The sequence below is a fragment of the Arthrobacter sp. MYb229 genome (genome assembly GCF_002975405.1).
Classification (GTDB): domain Bacteria; phylum Actinomycetota; class Actinomycetes; order Actinomycetales; family Micrococcaceae; genus Glutamicibacter.
In genome coordinates, this window is the sequence record NZ_PCPS01000001.1 from 35,204 (window position 1) to 58,100 (window position 22,897).

Consider the following 22,897-nt stretch of genomic DNA (forward strand, 5'->3'; position numbering starts at 1 on the left):
GGGGGAAATTTTGTTTGTTTCCAGCATTGGAAACACGAAATTAACAAGGATTCTTGCGTCCACCCCTTGTTTCGCCAGCAAGGAACTGACATTATGAACGTCATTGATATGTTGTGTGGCACATCACAGTCACCCGATAATTTGGACAATTCAAGTTAGGACAGATCCATGTCTCACTCGCGAGGACAACTTCCTGAAGATCCAAAGATCCGAGCTCTCGTGCAAGCGATGAGCCAGCGATCGATGTCTCGACGCGGCGTGCTGGGGGCAGCCGGCGCCTTGGGGCTAACCGGTTTGCTGGCAGCCTGCGGCACCGGCGGATCCGGCGGTGGCTCCAACGGGCCAGCGGCCGCCGTCAAAGACATTTCGGAAACCGACCCCACGGTCAATTGGGCCAACTGGACCTTGTATCTGGATTATGACGACAAGGAGAAGACCTACCCCACCCTTGACCAGTTCACGAAGCAGACCGGAATCAGCGTCAATTATGTCGAGGACATCGACGGCAACGACACCTATTACGGGAAGGTGCAAGGCCAGCTCAATGCCGGTCAGGACATTGGACAGGACCTGATTACGCTCACCGACTGGATGGCTGGACGCATCATCCGCCAGGGATACACCCAAGAGCTGGATCACGCGAACATCCCAAATATGGCCAATTTGCTTCCGAACCTCCAAAATGTCGACTTCGACCCAGGGCGAAAGAATTCGCTGACCTGGCAGACCGGCTACGCCGGAATCGCTTGGAACAAGAAGAAGTTCCCGAAGGGGCTGAAGAACGTCTCGGATCTTTGGGATCCTGCGCTCAAAGGTCGCATCACGGTGCTCGATGAAATGCGCGACACCATGGGCCTGCTGATGTTGGAAAACGGCGTCGACATCACCGGTTCGTGGGGCGAAGCGGAATTCGGTGCGGCACTAGATGACCTGCGCAAAAACATCGGCAACGGCCAGATTCGACAGGTTAAGGGCAACTCCTACAAGGAGGACTTCATCTCCGGCGACGCGGTGGCAGGCGTTGTCTGGTCCGGGGACATAGTGCAGATGAACTTCGAAAACGATGACCAATGGGAATTCATCATCCCGGAAGCAGGCGGAGCCCTGTGGAGCGATAACTTGATGGTTCCCATCGCTTCACCGCGAAAGAGCAATGCCGAAGAGCTCATGAACTTCTACTATGACCCGAAGGTTGCCGCGGAAGTTGCAGCCTATGTGAACTTCATTTGCCCGGTTGTCGGCGCCAAGGAAGAAATGGAAAAGATCGATCCTAGTTTGGTGGACAACCCGCTGATCTTCCCGACAGACGAAGACCTGAGCCACGCACACGTCTTTCGTTCGTTGAGTGCTGAGGAGGAAAACACCCTCGGCAGTGAATTCCAAAGCGCGATTGGAGCCTAGGGATAAATATATGTCACGCCAACGAGCCATTAACGAACAACGAGGCCGACTTTCCCAAGCCATCGGGCAGGCACAAGCGAGCCGACGCGGAGTGCTTGCCGGGGCGGCAGGCCTTGCGCTCGCTGGACTGCTCGGCGCCTGCGGAACCAAAGGGGCCAGCAGCGGTCCGGCGCAAGCATTAACCCCGGGAATAGATATTTCGGATACCGAAGAACTCGTGCGATGGGCAAACTGGACCCTGTACTTGGACTATGACGACAAGGCCAAGCACTATCCAACGTTGGAACAGTTCAAGAAATCCAGTGGTTTGGAGGTGCGGTACGTAGAAGACATCGACTCCAATGATTCCTACTACGGAAAGGTGCAGTCGCAGCTGGCATCCGGACAAGATATCGGCCAAGACCTGATGGTTCTCACCGACTGGATGACCGAACGCGTGATTCGGCTGGGATACGTACAGGAGCTTGAGCATGCAAATATTCCGAACCTGAAGAATTTGCTTCCCAGCCTGAACGATGTCCGGTTCGACCCTGGACGCACCAAGTCACTGACCTGGCAGTCCGGTTACACCGGTCTGGTATGGAACAAGGAAGCGTTCCCTAAGGGGCTACGCAACGTGGAAGACCTCTGGGCTCCTGAGCTCAAGGGGCGGGTGACGCTACTCGACGAGATGCGCGATACCATCCCGATTCTGCTCCTTGACCAAGGTATCGATATCACGGGCCAATGGGGTCAAGACGAATTTTCCGGCGCGATCGAAATCGTGGAGAAGAACATCCAAAACGGACAGATCCGCCAAGTTAAAGGCAACTCCTATAAGCAGGACCTCATCTCAGGCGATGCATTGGCCGGGATCGCTTATTCCGGCGATATCACGCAGCTGAACTATGAAGAGGGCAACAAATGGGAGTTCATCATGCCCGAGCGGGGTGGATTGATCTGGTCAGATAATTTCATGGTTCCCTTCGGAGCGACGCATAAGAAAAATGCCGAAAAGCTGATGGACTTCTACTACCAGCCAGATGTCGCGGCAGAGGTCGCAGCCTACGTTAACTATCTGTGCCCGGTGGTTGGGGCACAGGAAGAAATGGAAAAAATTGACCCGGATCTGGTCAACGATCCGCTGATATTCCCAACCGAAGAATTCCTGAACAAAGCAAGCACGGAACGAGAACTGTCGGTCGAAGAAGAAAACGACTTCCAAAACCAGTTCCAAGAAGTAATTGGGGTATAGAACGTGATGAATACCAACACCGCAGAGCCATCGATCAAGCAGGTGGACCTGCCGCGCAGCGACGGCGCGGACCTGAATCTTAAAGGCGTCACCAAACGCTTCGCGGAATTTATTGCGGTCAAAGACCTGGACCTCATGGTTCCCTCCGGGACATTTTTCGCTCTGCTCGGGCCTTCGGGCTGCGGCAAATCAACCACTTTGCGCATGATCGCCGGATTGGAAGCGCCAAGCGAAGGCCAAATTTCGATTGGCGGCAAGGACGTTACCGCGCTGCCAAGTCATCAACGCGAAGTCAACACGGTCTTCCAGTCCTATGCGCTCTTCCCGCACATGACGGTGCTGGAAAACGTGGCTTTCGGGCTAAAACGCAAAAAAGATAAACAGGCCATGGAAAAAGCCAGGGCCGGGCTCGAAATGGTGGAATTGGCGCACCTGGCAAACCGCCGCCCCGAACAGCTCTCTGGCGGACAGCAACAGCGCGTCGCCCTGGCGCGGGCACTGGTGAACCGACCCCAGGTGTTATTGCTTGACGAGCCGCTCGGCGCCCTCGATATGAAGCTGCGCCGGCAGATGCAAATGGAACTGAAATCCATTCAAACCGAAGTCGGCCTGACCTTCATCCACGTGACGCACGACCAGGAAGAAGCCATGACCATGGCGGATGTCGTCGCGGTGATGAACGAGGGCCGAATCGAACAGATGGGCGCGCCGCGCGACCTATACGAACTTCCTAAAACAGCCTTTGTGGCAAACTTCCTGGGTAAATCAAACCTCATGCGCGGAACGGTTACCGGGGAACGCGACGGACTGCTGGAAGTTGCGGCCTCCGGGCACAAAATAGTCGTCGCCGTGGACCGGGCAGTGCAACACGAAGGCGAGATCGTTGTTGGAGTGCGCCCGGAGAAGCTGCACTTGAACCGTGAAGCGCCCGCCGAGGCGACGGGGTACAACGAGCTCAGCGGTGAGGTTATCGATGTTTCGTTCACCGGAACCACAACCGAATACCTGATCGAAGTCGCTGGCATTGGCCGAATCGGAACTTTTGCGCAAAACCGTGGACAACAATCGGCCGAAGTGGGGGAGACCGTATATCTCAGCTGGGATAGCGCACACTCCTTCGGACTAGCCGGCGATGAACTTGTCGATGCCGGAGTTGATAAGACATGAGCAATACGGTGATGACCAAGAAAGGAAAGATTGCGGATCTGCGCAGCCGCGACGAGATCAAGGCCGAACGACGCAAGGAGCGAACCGGTGTATATCTGGTGGTGCCCGGCCTGCTGCTGCTTTTGTTGTTCTTCGCAGTTCCGGTCATGGTGTTGCTTTCGATGTCGCTGTACGCGAGACCAGAAGGGGCCAGCATCGGTGAATTCGTCCCGGCACTTGAATTCCGCAATTATGCGACGGTGCTCGGATCGTACTGGCCCGACTTATTGCGCTCCTTCGGTTTTGCGCTCATCGCTACGGTGCTGGCACTGCTGATCGGCTATCCGATGGCGTACCTCGTCGCTGTGCGCTTGCGCCAGCATGGGCTGCTTCAAGGAATCTTGCTGGTCCTGCTGATCGCACCTTTTTTCTCCAGCTTCATTCTGCGCACCCAGGCGTGGAAGCAAATCCTGGCTGATGAAGGATTCGTGGCGCAAACGATGAAATTCCTTGCGATCCTGCCCGCGGATGGGCACCTGACCGCCACCCCATTTGCTGTGGTGGCCGGTTTGACCTATAACTTCCTGCCGTTCATGGTGCTTCCCATCTATGCGAACCTTGGCCGTTTAGATACGAGACTGCTAGAGGCCTCCGGAGATCTATATGCCGGGCCAATGACCTCGTTCTTTAGGGTGACGCTGCCGTTGTCTGCGCCAGGTGTTTTTGCCGGCACGCTCTTGACCTTCATCCCGGCGGCCGGCGACTACGTGAACGCTGCGCTGCTGGGCAACAACCGCAACACCACGATGATCGGACAAGTCATCGATTCACGATTCTTCAAGGTCATCGACTACCCGGGAGCCGCGGCGCTGAGCTTCGTGTTGATGCTCTCGATCTTGGTACTGGTCACGATCTATATCCGACGATTCGGAACCAAGGAATTGATGTAGGAGACCATGATGAAACAAAAAATAGGGCGCTGGATCATTCCCGCCATTGCTGGACTGGCTTTCATCTACCTGCTGGTACCGATCGCGTATATCTTCGTCTTCTCATTCAACGATGCAGGACGTACAAATCTTGAATGGCGCGGCTTTACCTTGGACAACTGGCAGAACCCCTGCGGTGCGCCGGCTGTTTGCGAATCCTTGGTCAATTCCTTGCAGGTCGGCGTGGTTGCCACGATCGTGTCCACCGCGCTGGGCACCTGTATTGCTATCGGCCTGGTCCGCTACAAGTTCCGCTTCCGCAAGCTGACCGATGTGCTGATCATCCTTCCCCTGGCAACTCCAGAGGTTGTTCTCGGTGCTTCGCTCCTGGCCCAGTTCCTGAACCTCGGGTGGGAATTGGGGTACACCACGATTGTGATCGCGCATTCGGTGTTCTGCATGTCCTTCGTCATCGTGACAGTTCGGGCTCGAGTCTCTTCGCTGGATCCGCGCCTGGAAGAAGCAGCAGCCGACCTGTACTCCACCCCGCGGGCAGCATTCTTGAAGGTCACCTTCCCGCTGTTGGTGCCCGGCATCGTTGCCGCAGCGTTGCTGTCCTTCGCGATGAGTTTTGACGATTTCATCATCACGAACTTCAACTCCGGAACCTTCCAGACCTTCCCGAAGTTCATCTATGTTGCGGCGACACGTGGCATTCCGGCTCAAGCCAACGTCATCGGTTCGGCCATGTTCATCACTGCGTTGCTGGTGGTAGTCATTGGACAGGTGATGGCCTATCGAAAGCGCAAACGCCTAGAGCAGGTCTAGGGCAGCATAACCATTGCTCGGGGTCCGCCCGTTCCTCCACGTTGAGGAGCCGGCGGGCTCTGCCAGTTGGAGCAGATAATTGGGACTAGTTATTTGAGAACCCCGGGGCAAGGTACTGGTCGCGGGTTCCGCTTCGGCACTCGATGATATTCTCCGATTAGCTGTCGAACTGTGGCTCGAAGCATTGAGACCCTGAATATCTTGCGACGTTCGCCGAGCCCAACCCTCGGGAACATCGTGGCCTTTCAGCTGCGGGTCGGCAGCTCGGGGTCGCTTACCTGCAGTACTGCAGGAGCGGAGCTGGCCTCAGTATCCGGCAGGCGACAGGGTAGGATTCAACCGATTAGAATATTCCCACAATGTGGTAACGACTTACTGCGTGTGCGGTAGAGGAATGGTGTGAAAATACATGGGTGAACAGGTCATCTGGCTTTCTGCTGAAGAGCGAAAGGCCTGGCTGGGGCTGAACACAATGATGTCCTTGCTGCCCGCCGCATTAGATTCAGACCTTCAAGGCCTCGAAGGGATCACTCTCTTCGACTACCATATGCTGGCCATGCTTTCCGAAACGCCGGACCGTGAACTGACCATGACCGATTTGGCCGCTCGCACCAGCGCTTCACTGTCGCGCTTGTCTCATGTGGTGAAGAAGCTGGAGAAGCGCGGATGGGTAGTTCGTGCTCAATCTGCCGGAGACGCACGTGTGAAGATCGCCTCATTAACCAAGGAAGGTTGGGACGCGGTGGTCAAGATGGCGCCGCATCATGTCTCCACCGTCCGTGCGCTTCTCCTTGAAACCTTGGATGACAAGGACGTTAAGGATCTTGCGAGGATTTCGCGCAAGGTCGTGAAGGTTTTGGACGCGGATCACTGGGTCTTAGCGGATTCCACCTCCGATTTGGCTCCCTGAGCAATCCCAGATATTCTTATAGCGCGTTAATCGCGTGTTTCGTTGTGCCGCCATTTCGGTGGAGCAGCGGGTACGCGTAGCCCGTAATACCGAATATTGCGACCATCTGAGTACGGGGAAATTGCTCACCCGGTTGCGAAGTTCACCGACTTACATACTTTAAGGCTCTTCGGTTGGTTCTCACCCAGCCTGGTTACCTTCCTAGTGTGCAGTATTAACGGTGTTTCACTGGTTGGCGGGGCTCATAACGCACTAAGTGGTGTCGTTATTTCGGTAAAGACACTGCGCGCGAGAACCGCCGAATTTTACTACTAACTAACTAAGGAGTGATCATGGCAGCTGTTTGCCAGGTAACCGGTACTACCCCGGGCTTCGGACATAGCATCTCCCACTCGCACCGTCGCAACAAGCGTCGTTTCGATCCGAATATCCAGAAGAAGCGCTACTGGGTTCCGTCCCTGCGCCGCAACGTGACCTTGACCCTTTCGGTTAAGGGCATCAAGCTCATTGACGTTCGTGGCATCGACGCTGTTGTTGCCGACATGCTTGCGAAGGGTGTGAAGCTCTAATATGGCAAAGAAGGATAAGGACGTACGTCCTATCATCAAGCTGAAGTCGACCGCCGGTACCGGATTCACTTACGTGACCCGCAAGAACCGTCGTAACGATCCAGACCGCATGGTTCTGAAGAAGTACGACCCAGTTGTCCGTAAGCACGTTGAATTCCGAGAGGAGCGCTAAGACATGGCCAAGAAGTCCAAAATCGCAAAGAACGAACAGCGCAAGGTCATTGTCGAGCGTTATGCTGAAAAGCGCCTCGAACTGAAGAAGACCTTGGTTGACCCGAACGCAACCGATGAAGCCCGCGAGGCTGCACGCGTTGGTCTGCAGAAGCTTCCACGCGATGCTTCGCCGATCCGCGTCCGCAACCGCGACTCCATCGACGGCCGTCCACGTGGTACCTTCCAGAAGTTCGGTATCTCCCGTGTTCGCTTCCGCGACATGGCACACCGTGGTGAGCTTCCGGGCATCACCAAGTCTTCCTGGTAAGCCACAAAGTCTTACGGCTTTAGCTTTCTAGCACGAATGCCGCCTCAATCCCGCAAGGGTGTGAGGCGGCCTTCGTCGTTTAATCCGCCAGCTACTTGCGACGCGACCACCAGCGGCGCCTCGGCGTAGGCGCTTGCTGCGTCGGTTCAACATTCTGGACGGTCCGGCGTGCTGTCCAGGCCCGCACCTCGGCCTCGATATCGCGCAGTTTGGTGACCACCGGTGGACCGCCGAGTAACTGGCGGCGAGCGTCGACGATGCGCTGATTAAAATTGGCGAGGTGCTCGCGTACCGCGGCGGTAGTGGGCAGGCGATCTAGGGTCTGGTGTAGCTGCTCGTCTTCAACCCGCAAGGTCAAGGCCGGCGGACCGAGACCGGAGAGCTGCTCTCGCTGCATCATGGATTTTAACCACCAATCTGGATCGGTAGTGGCCGTGATGTGGTCAATATTCTTGCCAGCCAAGGGCAGGTTATCGAAATCTCCTCGGGCGAAAGCCTCATCCAAGGCGCTATTTGCCACTTCCCAGGCTTCATCTTGGGCATGATATTGCAGGGGTGTACGCGCCGGTCCGGTGACGCTTGGCTTACCCGTTTTCTCGGCATACTCGTCTACCGGAACCGGTGCATCGGAGCCGGCGGCCATTTGATAGCGGGCGGCATTCAACGCTGCGTTCTGGGCCGATTTCTCCGGTTTGTTGCTCACCTGTTAATGGTGGCATCCCGAGCACAGACCGGCAATAGGGCACGGTAAGGAGGGCTAGTGGCATCGCGATCTGCAGAGCAAGGCATAGTAGCGTTGAGCCATGAGCATTGAAGCCCGTGCCGGAACCCTGGACCGCTTAGGCTATGGAACGCCGCACCACGACGTATACGCCAATCGAGCCCGTTGGGCAGGCCTCGGCGAGGGGAAAGCCGCCGTCGTAACCGGCGCTAATTCCGGCCTTGGATTCTTCACGAGCCTCGCACTGGCGGAAAGCGGCGCCCATGTGGTGCTCGCCTGTCGCAATGAGGCGAAGGCCGAAGCGGCCATGAAAGAGATCCAACGGCGTGTACCCCAGGCGAAATTAGAGTATCTTCCCTTCGAAGCCTCGTCCCTAGAATCTGCAACGGCGCTTGGGAACATTTTGCGTCACCGGGAACTTGATATCTTGATCGCCAATGCCGGGATGATTCGCACGCCGGCAACCCGAGTGGTCGGCAGTCTGGGATACGAGTCAACAATGAGCACAAACTTTTTGGGACACGCCCGACTAGTAGGGGAGCTCGCCGAAAATTTCCGCAGCCGGCCGATGCGCTTCATCGGCCTCGGATCGGTGTCCACGCTGTTGCTGAAAACAGACCCAAATAACTTGGCGCTGGATCACGGCTACCACGCCTATCGGGCCTACGCCCAATCCAAGGCCGCGGTTCAAGCATTCACTCTAGCCATGGACCACCGCTTGAAGCAGCTTTCGTGGCCTTCGCGCGCCATCGCGGTACACCCCGGATATTCCATTTCGGGATTGACCCTCCAGGTGCCCGGAATCAACGAACCACCCTATTTCAAGCGGGTCCGGGACCAAATGCAGGCCAGTTTCGCGCAGGGCAAACATGAAGGTTCGGTGTCCCTCGTGGAGGCGGCGCTTAACCCCGGGATATCCGCAAGTCCCCGGGGGACCTATCTTGGCCCGCGATTCCTCTCAAAAGGCGAATCTTCGCTGGCCAGACCGGCAAAAGTCACTCGACAGAAGCGACTTATGGACCCCGTTTGGAAGATCTTTATTGAAGCGAATCAAGGGATGGATCCATTCAAAATCTGAGCTTCAGTGAACTTTCACACCATGTAACTTGACCGAATATCGGTAAAAACCGCGGATCCGTGCGCCTTCTGTCGGTAATTGCTGGTAAGTTCTCTCAAGTAAGCCCGTGCGAGCGTGCGGCATCCGGCCCCCGGATTGGGGCGGCGGATCACTAGTCCAGGAGGACCACACATTGGCTATGAACCGTAGCGAACTTGTTGCCGCTGTTGCAGCTAAGACCGAAAACTCCCAGGTAGCCGTCAACGGTGTGCTGGATGCGCTGTTCGAAGTTTTCGTTGACCAGATCTCCCAGGGTGAGAAGGTTTCGATCCCAGGTTGGTTGGCAGTGGAGCGCACCGATCGTGCAGCTCGCACCGGACGTAACCCACAGACCGGTGAAGCTATCCAGATCCCAGCTGGCCACTCGGTCAAGCTGACCGCTGGTTCGAAGCTGAAGGCTGCTGTCTCCAAGAAGTAATGCCACGGCGCACTTTGTGCATTTCATTGACCCGTTACCCGAATTTATTTCGCGGTGGCGGGTCGATGTCGTTAACTACCAGATTCTCGGTATTTGCTTCCCCTCAACCTAAAAAATAGACCGTCTGGCGTTTTGAACCGTAAATAGTTGAAAAAATCCCCAGAATTCGCACGTTTTCGTCGGTTTCGGGGTCAAAGATTTGATATGTTCTCACTGATAAGTCCGCACGAACGTGCGGCACCGTGGCCCGCCGGGTCATGGACCACTAGTCCAGGAGGACCACACATTGGCTATGAACCGTAGCGAACTTGTTGCCGCTGTTGCAGCTAAGACCGAAAACTCCCAGGTAGCCGTCAACGGTGTGCTGGATGCGCTGTTCGAAGTTTTCGTTGACCAGATCTCCCAGGGTGAGAAGGTTTCGATCCCAGGTTGGTTGGCAGTGGAGCGCACCGATCGTGCAGCTCGCACCGGACGTAACCCACAGACCGGTGAAGCTATCCAGATCCCAGCTGGCCACTCGGTCAAGCTGACCGCTGGTTCGAAGCTGAAGGCTGCTGTCTCCAAGAAGTAAGTCCCCCAGACTTTTGCCGAGGGCCCGATTCTCTTCAAGGAATCGGGCCCTCGCATTCTTTAACGGTGAATGACGCCAACCCCTTTGGGACATTGTTCTACCTAGCGTAGAATCGATCTGCAGGGTCAAACACTCCAACTGAACGGTAGCTCTTCGTGCTCAAGGACTTCGGCGCAGCTCGCGTAATGCGCGGTTGGCTAGCTGCGAGCCTGTGCACCTGGACGGCATTTGCTGCGCACGCGCACAGTGCGCCAACGCGAGCTTCGCTCGTGGTGATGGTTTTGATTACCTGCGTCTCGGCGGTCATTGCTATCGCCATGCTTGGCAAGAAATTCAGTTTGCTAGCTACCAGCATCGTGGTGCTGCTCAGCCAAGGGCTCTATCACCTAGCACTGTCCGTCATGACGCACCATGCGCCGGCCGCATTGCCGATGGCTCAACAACATGCCGGGCACCATCACGGTGTTGAGCTTGCAGGAAATATTGCTTCCCAGTACGGTGCGGTGCAATCCGATTCGATGCTTTACGCCCACATCTTGGCCGCGGTGACCAGCATTGTCGTATTGCATACCGGCGAACAGCTCTTGGCGATCATTGGCGGCCTGCTGACGTTGAGCACGGTGCGCCATATTCTGGCCCGCGCCCGAAAGCTCGTTCCAGAATTCCCGCAGGTACCAGCGACATTCATCGAACCGGTACTGAACCAAATCTCTGTCCTGCTCCGACTTCCGGCCCGGCGCGGGCCACCTTCCAACGTATTGACCCTCTTCGCCTAAACGAATCAATACGCTTCGATCGTGCACCGTGGTGCACCGATCATTGGAAGGAAAAATCTTGAAAACCCTCACTAGCCAGCAGTCATCCCGTACGCATCTCGCGCGAATTTCGGCCGCCATTCTCGTGGCATTCTTCGCGGTGTTCAGCAGCGTTAGCGCCGCTTCGGCCCACGACCAATTGATCTCCTCGGATCCAGCCAGCGGTTCGACAGTGACCGAATCACCGGAACAGATCGTCCTGGAATTCTCCGGAGTTCTGCAGCAGCTTGCTGGAGCGGAAACCAGCGTGGTGGCCTTGAGCTCCGAGGACGGGACAAAGATCGCCAGCGAAGCCACGACCAAGGGCACCAACGTCACAGTGGTACCAGAAGCGAATCTGAGCTCGGGAACTTACACATTGACCTACCGTGTTGCCTCCTCTGACGGTCATCCAATCGAGGACAGCATCTCCTTCACCGTGGACGTGGCAGCGGAAGCCCGCGAGTCCGCTAGCGCCTCAGCGAACAACGCGCCGGTTGAATCGGAACCAGCAGACCAGCAGCCTGAGCCGATCCAGGAACTTGGCTCACAGGTGAACCCGATTATTTGGGTCGTGATTGGCGTGGTTATCCTCGGTGCTGCCATTGCGGTACTGGTGAAATTCACTCGCCAGAATAAGTAGGCCGTAGCGCCCCACGCGCAACAGCATCCTCCCTTATGAGATCTTCGCAAGGCGACGTGAGCCAGATTAATACAGGCTGACCTATCGCGCGCATTTGCGCGCCCGATTCGCCGGCCCTGCTGGATCAGCCTTGCGAGCTAGCGAAAGCTGACACACCAATGAAGTATTTCAAGCTCACCGCCGCTCTTGCCGCGGCCACCACGCTACTGTTGACCGGCTGCGCCCAAGAACCTTCGGCGGTAGCACCACAAAGCTCCACCGACCAGATGCAGGGTACCCAGGCAGAAGATCTGCGCACGAACGAGACCTGGGCTAAAGCCGCCGAGCATGGAATGAGCGCCGCGTTCGGCGAATTGCGCAATGAAGGCGCATCAACGCTGGAACTTGAATCTGTCACCGATAAAACTCACGGCACGGTGATCGAAATCCATGACACGCAGGGCCAAGGAGCCGAAGCGCGGATGGCGCAGCACGAAGGTGCATTGCTCATCAAGCCAGCCGAAGAAGTTGTTTTGACTCCCGGCGGCACGCACTTCATGTACATGGATCTGAAGACCGAGCTGGTGGCTTCGCAAACCTCGACGCTGCAACTGAACTTTAGCGACGGTTCCAGCGCTGAAGTGCAGTTCCCGATACGCAACTTCAGCGGCGCCAACGAAAGCTACCACGGGTCGCCCGAAGAGCATGCTGATCACGAGGGCCACTAGATGGCAGCGGCTAATGTCCAACCGACTAGGCGCGTAGTACTCGGTGGTTCGGCCGCCGCGGCCATTGGCGGCGTCTTTGCGGGCTTCGGAGCTGGGCGCGCTACCGCCGCCGAGAACGGTGGTGCCGCGCCAAAGGCAACCACGGCTGCGCACAACCCGCGATTCCAACCTTTCCACGGCAAATATCAAGCGGGTATCCTCACCGAACCGCAGGCTCATGCGGAATTCCTCGGATTCAACGTGCATTTTGAAGAGCTGGCTCGCTCCGAAGGGATCGAAAGGATTCGTTCGATCCTCAAAATGCTGTCCACGGATGCCCAGAGGCTGATGTCCGGTAGGGGAGTGCTTGCGGATACCGAACCGGAAATGTCGCATGCGGCATCCGATTTGACCGTGACGGTGGGAGTCGGCCAAGGCCTCTTGGACGTTCTCGGGTATAAATCCGCGTTCTTGGGAAAGCTTCCGGCATTCGCGGGAGAGAAACTCGACGCGCGCTATGGCCAGAGCGATTTGATCATTCAATGCTGTGCTCAAGATCCGACCGTGCTGCACCATGCGGTACGTGCGCTGCGTAAGAATCTACGTGGAATTACCGAACCCGCCTTTGCCCAAAGCGGTTTCCTGCACGCGGCTCACCCCGTACTCCAGGGTCCGGGATTCCGAAACCTGTTCGGGCAACTCGACGGGATCAACAATCCCACCGGGGAGGCGCGCGAATTAGCGGTGTTTGGCGATGCCCAGGAGCCGAGTTGGATCGCTGGCGGCACCACCTTGGTGCTTCGCCGCATCGAAATGAATCTGGACAAGTGGGACGAGGTGGATCGGGCCGGACGCGACTTCGCCTTGGGTCGACGGCAAAGCGACGGCTCCCCGCTGTCCGGGACGAAGCCAACGGATCCGGTGGATCTGCAAGCGGTCGACGGTCTGGGGCTGCCTGCTATTGCCGCTCATGCCCATGTCGCCAGGGCGAAACCGGAAACGGCTGATGAGGTACTGTGGCGCCGCGGCTATAACTACCACGAGACCCAGAGCTCGGGGTTGTTATTCGCTTCGTACCAGCGCGATCCGAGGAGCAGTTTTGTGCCGGTCCAACGCCGCCTGGCGCAAGTGGATGCGCTCAACGAATGGATCACACACGCGGGCTCGGCGTTGTACGCGATCCTCCCAGGGGTCGCGGAAGGCAAATATTTGGGGGAAGAACTATTCTCCCAAAATAAGCAGTAGGAGCGTTACCAAGCGGTGAGGCGGTGTGAGATGCACCGCCTCACCGGCCTAAAACCACTACCCGATTCAAAGCCGGGTAAATGCAAGTGAGATGATGGAGAGGTTATGGCCACTCAAACTCCAAAGCCACCGGCGACCAGGTCGGCACCGCAGCAACCCTCCATATCGCGATATCTGCTACCGGCAATCCCGGTTATGGCGCTGGTCTTCCTCGGCGCGGCGCTATTCACCGGAATCGCCGCTCCCAGCCAGCTCGCAGACCCCGGGGCTTTCGTGCGTTGGGCGTTGCCCATCTCCCGAGCGATCCACCACAGCTCCATGGCAATCACCATCGCTGCGCTGATCTTTGCCGCGGTCATACTTCCCCGCAGCACCAAGATCCGGCGCCCCAGCGTCGACGACGCGCGCGTAGAGGTGGGCCAGAGCCATCCGGCTTTCAACCGCGCCATGAACATTGCCGCCGGCGCCGGTGTGGTGTGGACCCTCGCGGCAGCTACCGTGCTGCTGCTGACCTTCTGGGACCTGGCCGGTGTCCCGATGAACCTCGACGCGAGCTATACCGCGGCAATTCTTGACTACATTCTGCAGTTGGCCACCGGCCGGGCCTGGGCTTGGATGATCGTCATTGCTGCGATCACTAGTTCTCTGGCCCTGGCCATCCGTTCCCACACCGGGGTGGGACTGGCCGCGGTGTTTTCGCTATTCGGCATTGTCCCCATGGCATTTATCGGCCACGCTGCCGGCGGAGATGACCACTACGGCGCGGTGAATTCCATTGCCCTGCACCTGTTGGCCGTGGTCATCTGGTTCGGCGGCATCGTGGTGCTGGCCTTGCTTTCGCCGACGCTGACTTCCGCGGCCCCCGGACGCTTCGAATCCCGTCCGGTGCTTGCCGGGCTGGTGCTCAAGCGTTTCTCCGCCTTGGCAACCGTCGCCATTGTCTTGATGGTGGGATCCGGTCTGGCCTCTGCAACGATCCGCATCACCGAGCTGGACCAATGGCTTTCGAGCTACGGGCTAGTGGTGATCGCCAAGGTGGTCCTGACTCTGGCGCTGGGTTTCCTAGGCTTCATGCACCGCCGCCACGTCATTCCGCAACTGCTGGCCGGGAAACTCACGACACTCAATGCGGCTTGGCGTGTGGTGCTGGCCGAACTCATCCTGATGGGCGCCACGATGTCGCTGGCTACGGTGCTGGCACGGACCGCGCCGCCCACCGATGACCAGCCCCCGGTGGAGGCCACCCCCGCGCGTCTGCTGACCGGCTATGAACTTCCGGCGCCGCCGACCACTGCCAGCTGGTTCACCGTCTGGCGCCTGGATTGGCTATGGGTTGCGGTGTGCTTCTTCCTGCTGGCCTTCTACCTCTGGGCGTTTATCATCCTGCGTCGACGCGGAGATAAGCCAAGCTTCCCGCGGCTCTTCAGCTGGATCATCGGCTTGGTGGTGCTGTTCTACATCACCAGTGGTGCGCTGGCCGTCTATGGCAAGGTGCAGTTCTCGGTCCATATGGTCGACCACATGTCGCTGACCATGATTGCGCCGATCTTCTTGGTGCTCGGAACCCCGATCACCCTGGCCCTGCAGGTGCTTGGCTCACGAACCGATGGAACGCGTGGACCACGCGAATGGATCTTGTGGGCGGTGCACTCGAAGTATTCGGCTGTGGTTACCCATCCGATCTTCGCCGCGGTGATGTTCGCCGGATCGATTGTCGTTTTCTATTTCACCCCGATCCTGGAAATCGCGATGAAGTACCACGCGGGGCACGAACTGATGAACGTGCATTTCCTGCTCACCGGCTATATCTTCGCGCTGTCGCTGGTCGATGCGGACCCGATCCCTAAACGCTACCCGTACCCGATGCGACTGATCGTGCTCCTAGCCACCGTCGCCTTCCACGCCTTCTTCGGGGTGGCGCTAATGGGCAACGAAAACCTGTTGGCTCCGGACTGGTACGGCAATATGGGGCGCACCTGGGGCGGCACCGCGATGGAGGATCAAGTGGTGGGCGCCGGGGCGATGTGGGCCATTGGAGAGGTGCCAACCTTGGTTTTGGCCATGCTCGTGGTGGTTTCCTGGCTGCGCCAAGATAAGAAGGACACCAAGCGATATGACCGCCAGGCTGACCGTGATGGAGATGCCGAGCTGGCAGCCTACAACGAGATGTTTGCGAAGATGAAGCAGCAAGATGCAAAGGGAGAATATCGTGGCCGCTAAGGTATGGAAGCTGACCGCCGGAATGCTGGCCGGGGCACTGCTGTTTTCCTCCTGCTCGGCCCAAGAAGCTGGCACTGAAATGCCTGATGACCTCACGCACCAAAAGGCCACCGAGCCACCGAGCGAATCGGCCAAGGATCCAGCGCCATCAGGCTCCGCGGAAGCCGAACTGACTAAGGCGCAGGTGGTTGCCTCCACCGGTGCGGTGATGGCAGCGACCCTGGGTTTCCCCAACTCACGTCAGATCACCGCGGAGGAGCTCGAAGGCCTCGCGGTTGCCCCGACCGACACGCTGAAGGGTGTGGTCGTGCTGCCCGCGCAGTGCTCGGAACCGGTCGAAGAGCTGAATTGGTCCCCGGCGCAGCTGGGTACCGAGGTTGCGCGCACCGACTTCACCAATGAGGCGCAGAACATTGCCGGTTCCATCGAAGTCGCCGAGGTGAAAAACCGCGAGAAGCTCGAGGATCACTACCGCACCGTGTTGGAGATCCGCACCGAATGCAAGAGCGTGAAACTCAACGGACCGGAATACACCGAGACGCTGAAGTTCTCCAGCCCCGGAATATCCGAGGTCGAGTCTCAGTTGTACTACACACGCACCGGAGATTCCGCGAACGCCCGCGAATCGCTGGTGTTATTGCAGAGCAAGGGAGACTATGTGGTGATGGTTTCATTCATGTCCACCGCTTCGCTGGCCGAGCAAGAGTTCAACGACGTAGCCAAGACCATCATGGACACCGCAATCGCTCAGCTCTAAACGGCTTAGCATCGCTTCATACTGTTCTGCGGTGCAGGGCTAGTGGCAGATAATTGAAATCTCACTGTCGCATCTAGATAGTGAAGTCGCCTTGAAAGGACAATCATGAGTGCAACTTCCGACTCGGTACGCGCAAACTACAAGGTCAGGGCCAGCGAACTGGTGGGCCGCAACTGGCTGAATACCGGCGGTGAACAACTGAATCTCGAGGCCCTGCGCGGCAAGATTGTCCTTCTGGATTTTTGGACCTTCTGCTGCATCAACTGCCTGCATGTGCTGGACGAACTGCGTCCGTTGGAAGCGGAGTACTCCGATGTCCTAGTCACCGTAGGCGTGCACTCGCCAAAATTCGAGCACGAGGCAGACCCGGAGGCGCTCGCCGCCGCCGTGGAACGCTACGAAATCCACCACCCGGTGCTTGACGATCCAGAGCTTGTCACCTGGCAGGCCTACGGCGCTCGCGCCTGGCCGACGCTGGTGGTGCTCGATCCCGAAGGCTACATCGTGGCGCACCTTTCCGGCGAGGGCCATGCCCAGGGGCTGGGCTCCCTGGTCGACGAACTCGTGGCAGAGCATGAGGCCAAGGGAACCCTGCACCGCGGCGACGGACCCTACGTGGCGCCCGAGGCCCGCGAAGGGGATCTGCGCTTCCCGGGCAAGGCAATCGCCTTGGAGAACGGGAACTTCCTGGTCGGCGATTCCGGCCACCACCGCCTCGTGGAGCTGGGCAATGACCTGAGCACCGTGGTGCGCACCATCGGTGCAGGGGTCAAGGGCTATGCCGATGGCGACGCGGATACCGCACAGTTCAACGAGCTGCAGGGCCTGGCCATACTGCCGACGGAACTTGCCGCGAAGGTCGGCTACGACGTGATCGTCGCAGATACCGTCAACCACCGGCTGCGCTCGGTCAAGTTGAGCACCGGGGCGGTCGGAACCGTGGCAGGCAATGGAGTGCAGCGCCTCCTGGACGCGGAGAACGCCCGCCAAGAACAGCAGCCAACCGAGCTTGGCACCGACGCGTTGAACATCTCGCTGTCCTCGCCCTGGGACGTGCTCTACCACCCTTCGGGCAAGGTCATCATCGCAATGGCCGGCACGCACCAGATCTTCTCCTTCGACCCGGTCACCAGCGCGGTTAATGTCTTTGCCGGCAGCGGCCTGGAAGGCCTGGCCGACGGCAAGCCGCTCGAAGCGTGGTTTGCCCAGTCCTCGGGTTTGGGCCTGGACACCAATGACGATGTGTGGATCGCCGACTCTGAGACCAGCGCCCTGCGCCGGTTGGAAATCGACGCGCAGGGCAATGCGGTCGCGGTGCACACCGCGATTGGCGCGGGACTCTTCGACTTCGGTTTCCGCGATGGCGAAGCCGAGCAGGCTCGCCTGCAGCACCCGCTGGGCGTGACCGCATTGCCAGATGGTTCAATCGCGGTGGCCGACTCCTACAATGGTGCGGTGCGCCGGTTCGACCCGGTGACCGGTATGGTTTCGACCTTGGCCAAGGGGCTGAAGGAACCTGCAGACGTGTTGCTGGACGATTCAGTCGATGGGGCCCCGGTGCTGCTGGTTGTGGAGACCAACACCCACCAGCTGATCCGTATCCCGGTTCCTGCCGAGGCACTAGTGGTGGACGAGGGTGCGAGCCAGACCCAGCGTCCGAAGACCAAGGTGCAGTCCGGCAACCACGAGATCCTGGTGCGTTTCGCCGCACCGAAGGGCCAGAAGCTCGATGACCGCTGGGGCGACCCGACACAGCTGAAGATCTCGGCCAGCCCCGAGGAACTGATCCTCGAAGGTTCCGGTACCTCGGTGGGGCTGACGCGTACCTTGGTGCTGAACCCTGAAATCACCGACGGCGTCCTGCATATCACCGCACGCGCGGCGGCCTGCGATGGCGAGCCAGGCGGCGAGATCCCAGATCATGCCGCGTGCCACCTGTACCAGCAGGATTGGGGCATCCCGGTAGAACTCGATGCCGGCGGCGACAACGAATTATTGCTTGATCTGCGTGGCGTGAACTAGCAGTCACGCACTCAGCTCGGGGCGCACCAAGTACGACTTGGTGCGCCCCGAGTATTTAAGTGACAGGAAATTGAGGAAACCTCACCAATTTTGCGTTGCCCGGTCGCTAGACTGGATGCCGACGGGAGGAGCCGAAACATCTGGTGTTCGGCTAATTAATTCGTGGCAAACAAGATGTTCCGGGCACTGGAAGTGCCGAACTATCGTTTATGGGTTATCGGTGCGCTCGTTTCAAATATCGGAACCTGGATGCAACGCGTGGCCCAAGACTGGCTGGTGCTCACCGAGCTGACAGATCATGACGGGGTGGCCACCGGCATCACCACCGGCCTGCAGTTCCTGCCCATCTTGCTCCTCGGCCCCTACGCCGGCCTGGTTGCCGATCGGTATGACAAACGCAAGGTCCTGCTCGCAACCCAGACCTTTATGGGCCTCTGCGCGCTGGTGCTGGGCACCTTGGTCATCACCGGAACGGTCCAGCTGTGGCATGTCTATGTCCTTGCCACCCTGCTAGGCATCGGATCGGCCTTTGACGCCCCCGCCCGTCAGGCATTCGTCTCCGAGATTGTGCCCGGCACTCATCTGACAAACGCGGTGGCGTTGAACAGCGCCAACTTCAACCTTGCCAGGCTCGCGGGACCTGGAATTGCCGGTGCGGTGATCGCCTTGGTCGGGACCGGCCCGGCCTTCCTGCTCAACGGTTTGTCCTTCCTGGCGGTGCTGTTCTCGCTGAGCACCATGAAAGTCTCCGAACTGAGCCAGTCCAAACCCGTGGCGCGCTCCAAGGGGCAGGTGCGTGAGGGATTCAGCTACGTTAAAAACCGCAAGGACCTGCTGCTGATCTTTGCCATGGCATTTGTCATTGGCACCTTCGGGCTGAACTTCCAGATGACCAACGCGATGATGGCCGCCGAAGTGTTTGGGGTGGGCGCCGCAGAATACGGAATCCTGGGCAGCATCATGGCGGTCGGCACCTTTGCCGGCGCCTTGCTGGCGGCACGTCGCTCGAGGCCACGCTGGCGATTCGTGATCGGTGGCGGCATCGCCTTCGGTGCGACCGCATTGCTCTCGGCGTTCATGCCGCACTATCTGCTCTTCGCGGCGAGCCTGGTCCTCGTCGGGCTGAGCGCGCTGACCTTCCTCAACAGCTGCAACACCATGGTGCAGACCTCTGTCTCGCCACAGTACCGGGCCAGAGTTCTGGCGCTTTATCTGATGGTGGTGCAAGGGGGAACACCCTTGGGCGCGCCGCTGGTGGGCTGGCTCGCCGAGCTGCTGGGGGTGCGCGCCGCGGTGGCATTCGGCGCGGTGCTTTCGCTGCTGGTCAGCGTCGTGGCTCTGCTGGTTTGGCAGCGCTTTCGTCCCGATGCGGTGCCATTGCGTACCCAGTTCAGAGAACTCGTACCGCTTCGCAAACGACGAGGCTAAGCCGGGCTTATTCCTCGGTGCCTGCTACCGGAACCACGCTGACTTCGGAGGTGCTGGTGGTCAGCTGCGCGGTGAAGGAGAACTGCTCATTCACGGTCTTCTTTTCCAGCGTACCGGTACGCAGGTCCTGCTCGGTCAACGACAGCTTTGCCGTCACTTTCAACGGGCTGAGCACCCACGCGCCATTGTAGTAATTGACTTCAATGGTCGGGTATTTCGCGATGGACCATTCGATGGTCTCGGGGTTCACCCGTGAGGGGGTGTGATAGGCGAAGGGGCAGCCCGAAGGCATCAGTACCTGCTGCGCGGCGCATTCATTGAGGTAGGTGCGTACCTTGGAATTGACCTGTGCAATAAATTCCTTGGTCGGCTGCGTCTTCAAGGAAATTTCCACCGGTTCCTTGGCCGGACCGGTCACTACTACTCCACGGGTGTCGGCTTCGAAGTTCTTGGTGCTGAAGCTCGCGTCGGTAATCGAGGGGTAGAACACCGGCAGGGTGCTCACCCCCTTGACCAGAGGGATCTTTTGATCATTGACGGCAACCTCGTTGACGGTATTGGCCTTGACCCGAACGGTAGGGAGCATCACCGGTTCAAAGGACCACTGGTCGAAGAACAGCCAGGACTTGCCGGTGCGGCGCAGCGTATAGGTGGATTCTTGTTCGACACCGTCGGCCTTGTACGTGGCGGTGACCGTATGCAAATCCGGGTCGTTCTCGGAAGAGTCGGCCTTCTGCGCGTCGAATTCCGTAATCCCCGCTTGGGTGCGTTTGAGCACCTCGCCGTCGAGTGCTACGGCGTCGCCCTGGGGGACTTGGGCACCCATCAGGCCAAGCGCCTCGGCGCCTTCACCGGCAAGCAGATGCTTGTGCAACGACTCGACCGCATGCTCTGCTGAGAACAGCGTGCGGTTGGCAACAAGGGCGCTAGTTACCGCCAGTGCAACGATGATGATGGCCGCAGTTGCCCAGCGCAGGGCAAGGCGCGGCACGGAGATACGAGATTTCATTATTAATCAGGCTAGCGGGTTTCCGTTCAGAGGTTGTAACTCAACGTCGGCGTCGTCGGCGTTTTGTGCCGAACATGCCGCGGAGCATTTCGCGCCCCACCATCTTCGCCGCGTCCATCGCGAAGTCCATCAGCGGGTTGACTTGATTGTTTGAAGAATCGTTGGAGCGTTGTGGGGGCGCGGAGGATGACGACGGTGATTCTGTACGTGACGAAGACGGCGGCGTGGATTCAACCGGTGGCTGTTCGGCCGGGCTCTGCGAACTGGGCGGTACCGAAGTGGGCTTGCCAAGAATTGAATCCGCGATCCGGCGTGCTTCGGCATCGACATCTTGCGCATCCGAAGTACCGGAGCCCGGCGCCGCAGCCGGTGTTGCCGGCTCTGTGGCCGCCGGTTGGCCGTTGAGCATCTCCATGGCCGAACGCCTATCGACCGCCGTGGCGTATTTTGCTGCCAGCTCAGAAGTCTCGATCAGCGAAGCCTGGGTTTCCGGGGACGGCGGACCAATGTGTGAGCCCGGCGAGGTGAGCTTGGTCCAAGCCACCGGCGTCGGCGCACCGCGCTCATTGAGCACGGTAATGACCGCTTCGCCAACCCCGGCTTGGGTGAGAGCCTGGCGCAGGTCCAGAGGACCAGCAGGGAAGGTCTTGATAATTGCCTTGAGTGCTTCGCCGTCCTTAGGCGTGAAGACGCGTACCGCATGCTGTATCCGGTTGCCGAGCTGGCCGAGCACCTCGTCGGGCAGGTCCGCGGGCGATTGCGTGACGAAGAACAGCCCAACACCCTTGGAGCGAATGAGGCGAACGGTCGAAATGATCGCATCAATGAATGCCTTGGAAGCGTCTTTGAACAGCAGGTGCGCCTCGTCGAGGAAGAAGACGAGCTTTGGCTTGTCCAGATCGCCGGCTTCTGGCAAGTCATCAAAGAGGTCGGCAAGCAACCACATCATAAATGTGGAGAACAGCAACGGCTGGCGATTCAGTGAGGGCAGTTCCAGACAGCTGATGATGCCGTTCCCGGCCTCGTCGAAACGTAAAAAGTCGTCGGTATCAAATTCGGGCTGGCCGAAGAATTTATCTAGGCCTTGTGACTGCATGATGGTCAGTCCGCGCAAGATGACTGCGGCCGTTGCGGCAGGAACTCCGCCGAGACCTTCGAGATCCTGCTTGCCTTCATCGGAGAGCAAGAAATTAAAGACCGCTTTGAGATCCTTGAGATCATCCATGGGCAGCTCACGCTGGTCGGCGTAGTGGAAAACCAGCTGGAGGCATTCCTCCTGCGTCTCGTTGAGTTCCAAAACGCGTGCAAGCAAGATCGGGCCGAAAGAATCAATGGTGGCACGTACCGAAAGCCCGTCGGTGCCCTCGCCGAGGGTCAAGAATTCCACCGGGTTCGCTCGTGCGGTGAACTCGTGGCCGATACCCGAGAGGCGTGCGGTGAGTTTGTCGCTGGGCTCTCCCTGCTGGGCCAGGCCGCCCAGGTCGCCCTTGATATCCGCCAAGAAGACCGGCACGCCCTGAGCGCTGAGCTGCTCTGCCATCACCTGCAAGGTGACGGTCTTGCCGGTGCCCGTGGCACCGGCAATGATGCCATGTCGGTTGAGCATTCTTAAGGGAACACGAACTTGAGCCTCAGGCTCCGGCGTTCCAGCGACAATTGCCGCGCCAAGCTCCAGGCATGTGCCGTCAAAGGCGTAACCAGCCCGAAGGTGCGCGATGATCTCCTGCGAGGTACTTTCAACCATGCACATAGCCTACGCATCGCGTGG

General features: G+C 58.6%; 23 protein-coding genes. 20 read left to right on the forward strand and 3 right to left on the reverse strand.

The features are described from left to right. Nucleotides 1-168 precede the first annotated feature (168 nt). From CQ019_RS00145 to rpsN, 9 genes are all read left to right on the forward strand, one after another. Nucleotides 169-1,401, forward strand: coding sequence for a PotD/PotF family extracellular solute-binding protein (locus tag CQ019_RS00145; RefSeq protein ID WP_105553303.1), 1,233 nt, complete (start codon nucleotides 169-171; stop codon nucleotides 1,399-1,401). A 10-nt stretch (nucleotides 1,402-1,411) separates the two neighbouring features. After that, complete coding sequence (locus CQ019_RS00150; RefSeq protein ID WP_105568681.1) at nucleotides 1,412-2,635, forward strand: PotD/PotF family extracellular solute-binding protein; 1,224 nt, start codon at nucleotides 1,412-1,414, stop codon at nucleotides 2,633-2,635. Nucleotides 2,636-2,641: 6 nt separating this feature from the next. Further along, complete coding sequence (locus tag CQ019_RS00155; protein ID WP_105568682.1) at nucleotides 2,642-3,802, forward strand: ABC transporter ATP-binding protein; 1,161 nt, start codon at nucleotides 2,642-2,644, stop codon at nucleotides 3,800-3,802. Beyond that, the gene (locus CQ019_RS00160; RefSeq protein WP_105568683.1) at nucleotides 3,799-4,731 is read left to right on the forward strand and encodes an ABC transporter permease; all 933 of its coding nucleotides are present in this window, start codon (nucleotides 3,799-3,801) and stop codon (nucleotides 4,729-4,731) included. The genes CQ019_RS00155 and CQ019_RS00160 overlap by 4 nt, the downstream gene beginning before the upstream one ends. Nucleotides 4,732-4,740: 9 nt before the next feature. Beyond that, a complete protein-coding gene (locus CQ019_RS00165) occupies nucleotides 4,741-5,538 on the forward strand; it encodes an ABC transporter permease (RefSeq protein ID WP_105553366.1) in 798 nt (265 codons plus the stop codon). Between the two features lie 409 nt (nucleotides 5,539-5,947). Then, nucleotides 5,948-6,448, forward strand: coding sequence for a MarR family winged helix-turn-helix transcriptional regulator (locus tag CQ019_RS00170; protein ID WP_105553299.1), 501 nt, complete (start codon nucleotides 5,948-5,950; stop codon nucleotides 6,446-6,448). A gap of 332 nt (nucleotides 6,449-6,780) precedes the next feature. Beyond that, on the forward strand, nucleotides 6,781-7,017 hold the full coding sequence (gene rpmB, locus CQ019_RS00175; RefSeq protein ID WP_096283268.1) for a 50S ribosomal protein L28: 237 nt from the start codon (nucleotides 6,781-6,783) through the stop codon (nucleotides 7,015-7,017). Nucleotide 7,018: 1 nt separating this feature from the next. Beyond that, nucleotides 7,019-7,189, forward strand: coding sequence for a 50S ribosomal protein L33 (gene rpmG, locus CQ019_RS00180; RefSeq protein WP_022874359.1), 171 nt, complete (start codon nucleotides 7,019-7,021; stop codon nucleotides 7,187-7,189). Between the two features lie 3 nt (nucleotides 7,190-7,192). Then, complete coding sequence (gene rpsN / locus CQ019_RS00185) at nucleotides 7,193-7,498, forward strand: 30S ribosomal protein S14 (RefSeq protein WP_060702423.1); 306 nt, start codon at nucleotides 7,193-7,195, stop codon at nucleotides 7,496-7,498. Nucleotides 7,499-7,589: 91 nt separating this feature from the next. Here rpsN and CQ019_RS00190 read toward each other — a convergent pair whose 3' ends face one another. Next, nucleotides 7,590-8,201, reverse strand: a complete 612-nt coding sequence (locus CQ019_RS00190) for a DUF1992 domain-containing protein (protein WP_105553298.1) — start codon at nucleotides 8,199-8,201, stop codon at nucleotides 7,590-7,592. Nucleotides 8,202-8,301: 100 nt separating this feature from the next. Between CQ019_RS00190 and CQ019_RS00195 the strand changes: the two genes are divergently transcribed. The 11 genes from CQ019_RS00195 to CQ019_RS00245 all read left to right on the forward strand — a co-directional run bounded on the left by CQ019_RS00195 (nucleotide 8,302) and on the right by CQ019_RS00245 (nucleotide 20,120). Then, nucleotides 8,302-9,297 (forward strand): SDR family NAD(P)-dependent oxidoreductase, encoded by a 996-nt coding sequence (locus CQ019_RS00195; RefSeq protein ID WP_105568684.1) that lies wholly within the window; start codon nucleotides 8,302-8,304, stop codon nucleotides 9,295-9,297. A 172-nt stretch (nucleotides 9,298-9,469) separates the two neighbouring features. Beyond that, nucleotides 9,470-9,754: an HU family DNA-binding protein gene (locus tag CQ019_RS00200; RefSeq protein WP_096255549.1), complete on the forward strand. Its 285-nt coding sequence runs from the start codon at nucleotides 9,470-9,472 to the stop codon at nucleotides 9,752-9,754. Nucleotides 9,755-10,040: 286 nt separating this feature from the next. After that, nucleotides 10,041-10,325 carry an HU family DNA-binding protein gene (locus tag CQ019_RS00205; protein ID WP_096255549.1) on the forward strand — a complete coding sequence of 95 codons (285 nt, stop codon included), beginning with the start codon at nucleotides 10,041-10,043 and terminating at the stop codon, nucleotides 10,323-10,325. 185 nt (nucleotides 10,326-10,510) lie between these two features. Next, the gene (locus tag CQ019_RS00210; RefSeq protein ID WP_105719003.1) at nucleotides 10,511-11,101 is read left to right on the forward strand and encodes a hypothetical protein; all 591 of its coding nucleotides are present in this window, start codon (nucleotides 10,511-10,513) and stop codon (nucleotides 11,099-11,101) included. A 58-nt stretch (nucleotides 11,102-11,159) separates the two neighbouring features. Further along, nucleotides 11,160-11,762 carry a copper resistance protein CopC gene (locus CQ019_RS00215; RefSeq protein WP_181148206.1) on the forward strand — a complete coding sequence of 201 codons (603 nt, stop codon included), beginning with the start codon at nucleotides 11,160-11,162 and terminating at the stop codon, nucleotides 11,760-11,762. 158 nt (nucleotides 11,763-11,920) lie between these two features. Further along, nucleotides 11,921-12,469 (forward strand): copper chaperone PCu(A)C, encoded by a 549-nt coding sequence (locus CQ019_RS00220; protein WP_105568685.1) that lies wholly within the window; start codon nucleotides 11,921-11,923, stop codon nucleotides 12,467-12,469. Further along, the gene (locus CQ019_RS00225; RefSeq protein ID WP_105568686.1) at nucleotides 12,470-13,693 is read left to right on the forward strand and encodes a Dyp-type peroxidase; all 1,224 of its coding nucleotides are present in this window, start codon (nucleotides 12,470-12,472) and stop codon (nucleotides 13,691-13,693) included. It begins immediately after the preceding gene. 105 nt (nucleotides 13,694-13,798) lie between these two features. Next, the gene (locus CQ019_RS00230) at nucleotides 13,799-15,913 is read left to right on the forward strand and encodes a cytochrome c oxidase assembly protein (RefSeq protein WP_105568687.1); all 2,115 of its coding nucleotides are present in this window, start codon (nucleotides 13,799-13,801) and stop codon (nucleotides 15,911-15,913) included. Then, nucleotides 15,903-16,670, forward strand: a complete 768-nt coding sequence (locus CQ019_RS00235) for a hypothetical protein (RefSeq protein WP_105553291.1) — start codon at nucleotides 15,903-15,905, stop codon at nucleotides 16,668-16,670. Before CQ019_RS00230 ends, CQ019_RS00235 begins: the two co-directional genes overlap by 11 nt. 105 nt (nucleotides 16,671-16,775) lie before the next feature. Next, nucleotides 16,776-18,692, forward strand: a complete 1,917-nt coding sequence (locus tag CQ019_RS00240) for an NHL domain-containing thioredoxin family protein (protein WP_105568688.1) — start codon at nucleotides 16,776-16,778, stop codon at nucleotides 18,690-18,692. Between the two features lie 162 nt (nucleotides 18,693-18,854). Next, the gene (locus CQ019_RS00245) at nucleotides 18,855-20,120 is read left to right on the forward strand and encodes an MFS transporter (RefSeq protein WP_374954770.1); all 1,266 of its coding nucleotides are present in this window, start codon (nucleotides 18,855-18,857) and stop codon (nucleotides 20,118-20,120) included. A gap of 7 nt (nucleotides 20,121-20,127) precedes the next feature. Here the strand turns inward: CQ019_RS00245 and CQ019_RS00250 are convergent, their stop codons facing one another. Both CQ019_RS00250 and CQ019_RS00255 read right to left on the reverse strand, forming a co-directional pair. Next, nucleotides 20,128-21,129, reverse strand: a complete 1,002-nt coding sequence (locus tag CQ019_RS00250; RefSeq protein ID WP_105650086.1) for a hypothetical protein — start codon at nucleotides 21,127-21,129, stop codon at nucleotides 20,128-20,130. Between the two features lie 40 nt (nucleotides 21,130-21,169). Next, the gene (locus tag CQ019_RS00255; protein WP_105568689.1) at nucleotides 21,170-22,873 is read right to left on the reverse strand and encodes a helicase HerA-like domain-containing protein; all 1,704 of its coding nucleotides are present in this window, start codon (nucleotides 22,871-22,873) and stop codon (nucleotides 21,170-21,172) included. Nucleotides 22,874-22,897: the final 24 nt, after the last annotated feature.

Coding starts and splice junctions, on each gene's coding strand:
- CQ019_RS00230 (WP_105568687.1), top strand. CDS start 13,799: ATGGCCACTCAAACTCCAAAGCCACCGGCGACCAGGTCGGCACCGCAG.
- CQ019_RS00155 (WP_105568682.1), top strand. CDS start 2,642: ATGAATACCAACACCGCAGAGCCATCGATCAAGCAGGTGGACCTGCCG.
- CQ019_RS00210 (WP_105719003.1), top strand. CDS start 10,511: ATGCGCGGTTGGCTAGCTGCGAGCCTGTGCACCTGGACGGCATTTGCT.
- rpmG (WP_022874359.1), top strand. CDS start 7,019: ATGGCAAAGAAGGATAAGGACGTACGTCCTATCATCAAGCTGAAGTCG.
- CQ019_RS00145 (WP_105553303.1), top strand. CDS start 169: ATGTCTCACTCGCGAGGACAACTTCCTGAAGATCCAAAGATCCGAGCT.
- CQ019_RS00165 (WP_105553366.1), top strand. CDS start 4,741: ATGAAACAAAAAATAGGGCGCTGGATCATTCCCGCCATTGCTGGACTG.
- CQ019_RS00240 (WP_105568688.1), top strand. CDS start 16,776: ATGAGTGCAACTTCCGACTCGGTACGCGCAAACTACAAGGTCAGGGCC.
- CQ019_RS00150 (WP_105568681.1), top strand. CDS start 1,412: ATGTCACGCCAACGAGCCATTAACGAACAACGAGGCCGACTTTCCCAA.
- CQ019_RS00220 (WP_105568685.1), top strand. CDS start 11,921: ATGAAGTATTTCAAGCTCACCGCCGCTCTTGCCGCGGCCACCACGCTA.
- rpmB (WP_096283268.1), top strand. CDS start 6,781: ATGGCAGCTGTTTGCCAGGTAACCGGTACTACCCCGGGCTTCGGACAT.
- CQ019_RS00170 (WP_105553299.1), top strand. CDS start 5,948: ATGGGTGAACAGGTCATCTGGCTTTCTGCTGAAGAGCGAAAGGCCTGG.
- CQ019_RS00255 (WP_105568689.1), bottom strand. CDS start 22,873: ATGGTTGAAAGTACCTCGCAGGAGATCATCGCGCACCTTCGGGCTGGT.
- rpsN (WP_060702423.1), top strand. CDS start 7,193: ATGGCCAAGAAGTCCAAAATCGCAAAGAACGAACAGCGCAAGGTCATT.
- CQ019_RS00250 (WP_105650086.1), bottom strand. CDS start 21,129: ATGAAATCTCGTATCTCCGTGCCGCGCCTTGCCCTGCGCTGGGCAACT.
- CQ019_RS00195 (WP_105568684.1), top strand. CDS start 8,302: ATGAGCATTGAAGCCCGTGCCGGAACCCTGGACCGCTTAGGCTATGGA.
- CQ019_RS00225 (WP_105568686.1), top strand. CDS start 12,470: ATGGCAGCGGCTAATGTCCAACCGACTAGGCGCGTAGTACTCGGTGGT.
- CQ019_RS00160 (WP_105568683.1), top strand. CDS start 3,799: ATGAGCAATACGGTGATGACCAAGAAAGGAAAGATTGCGGATCTGCGC.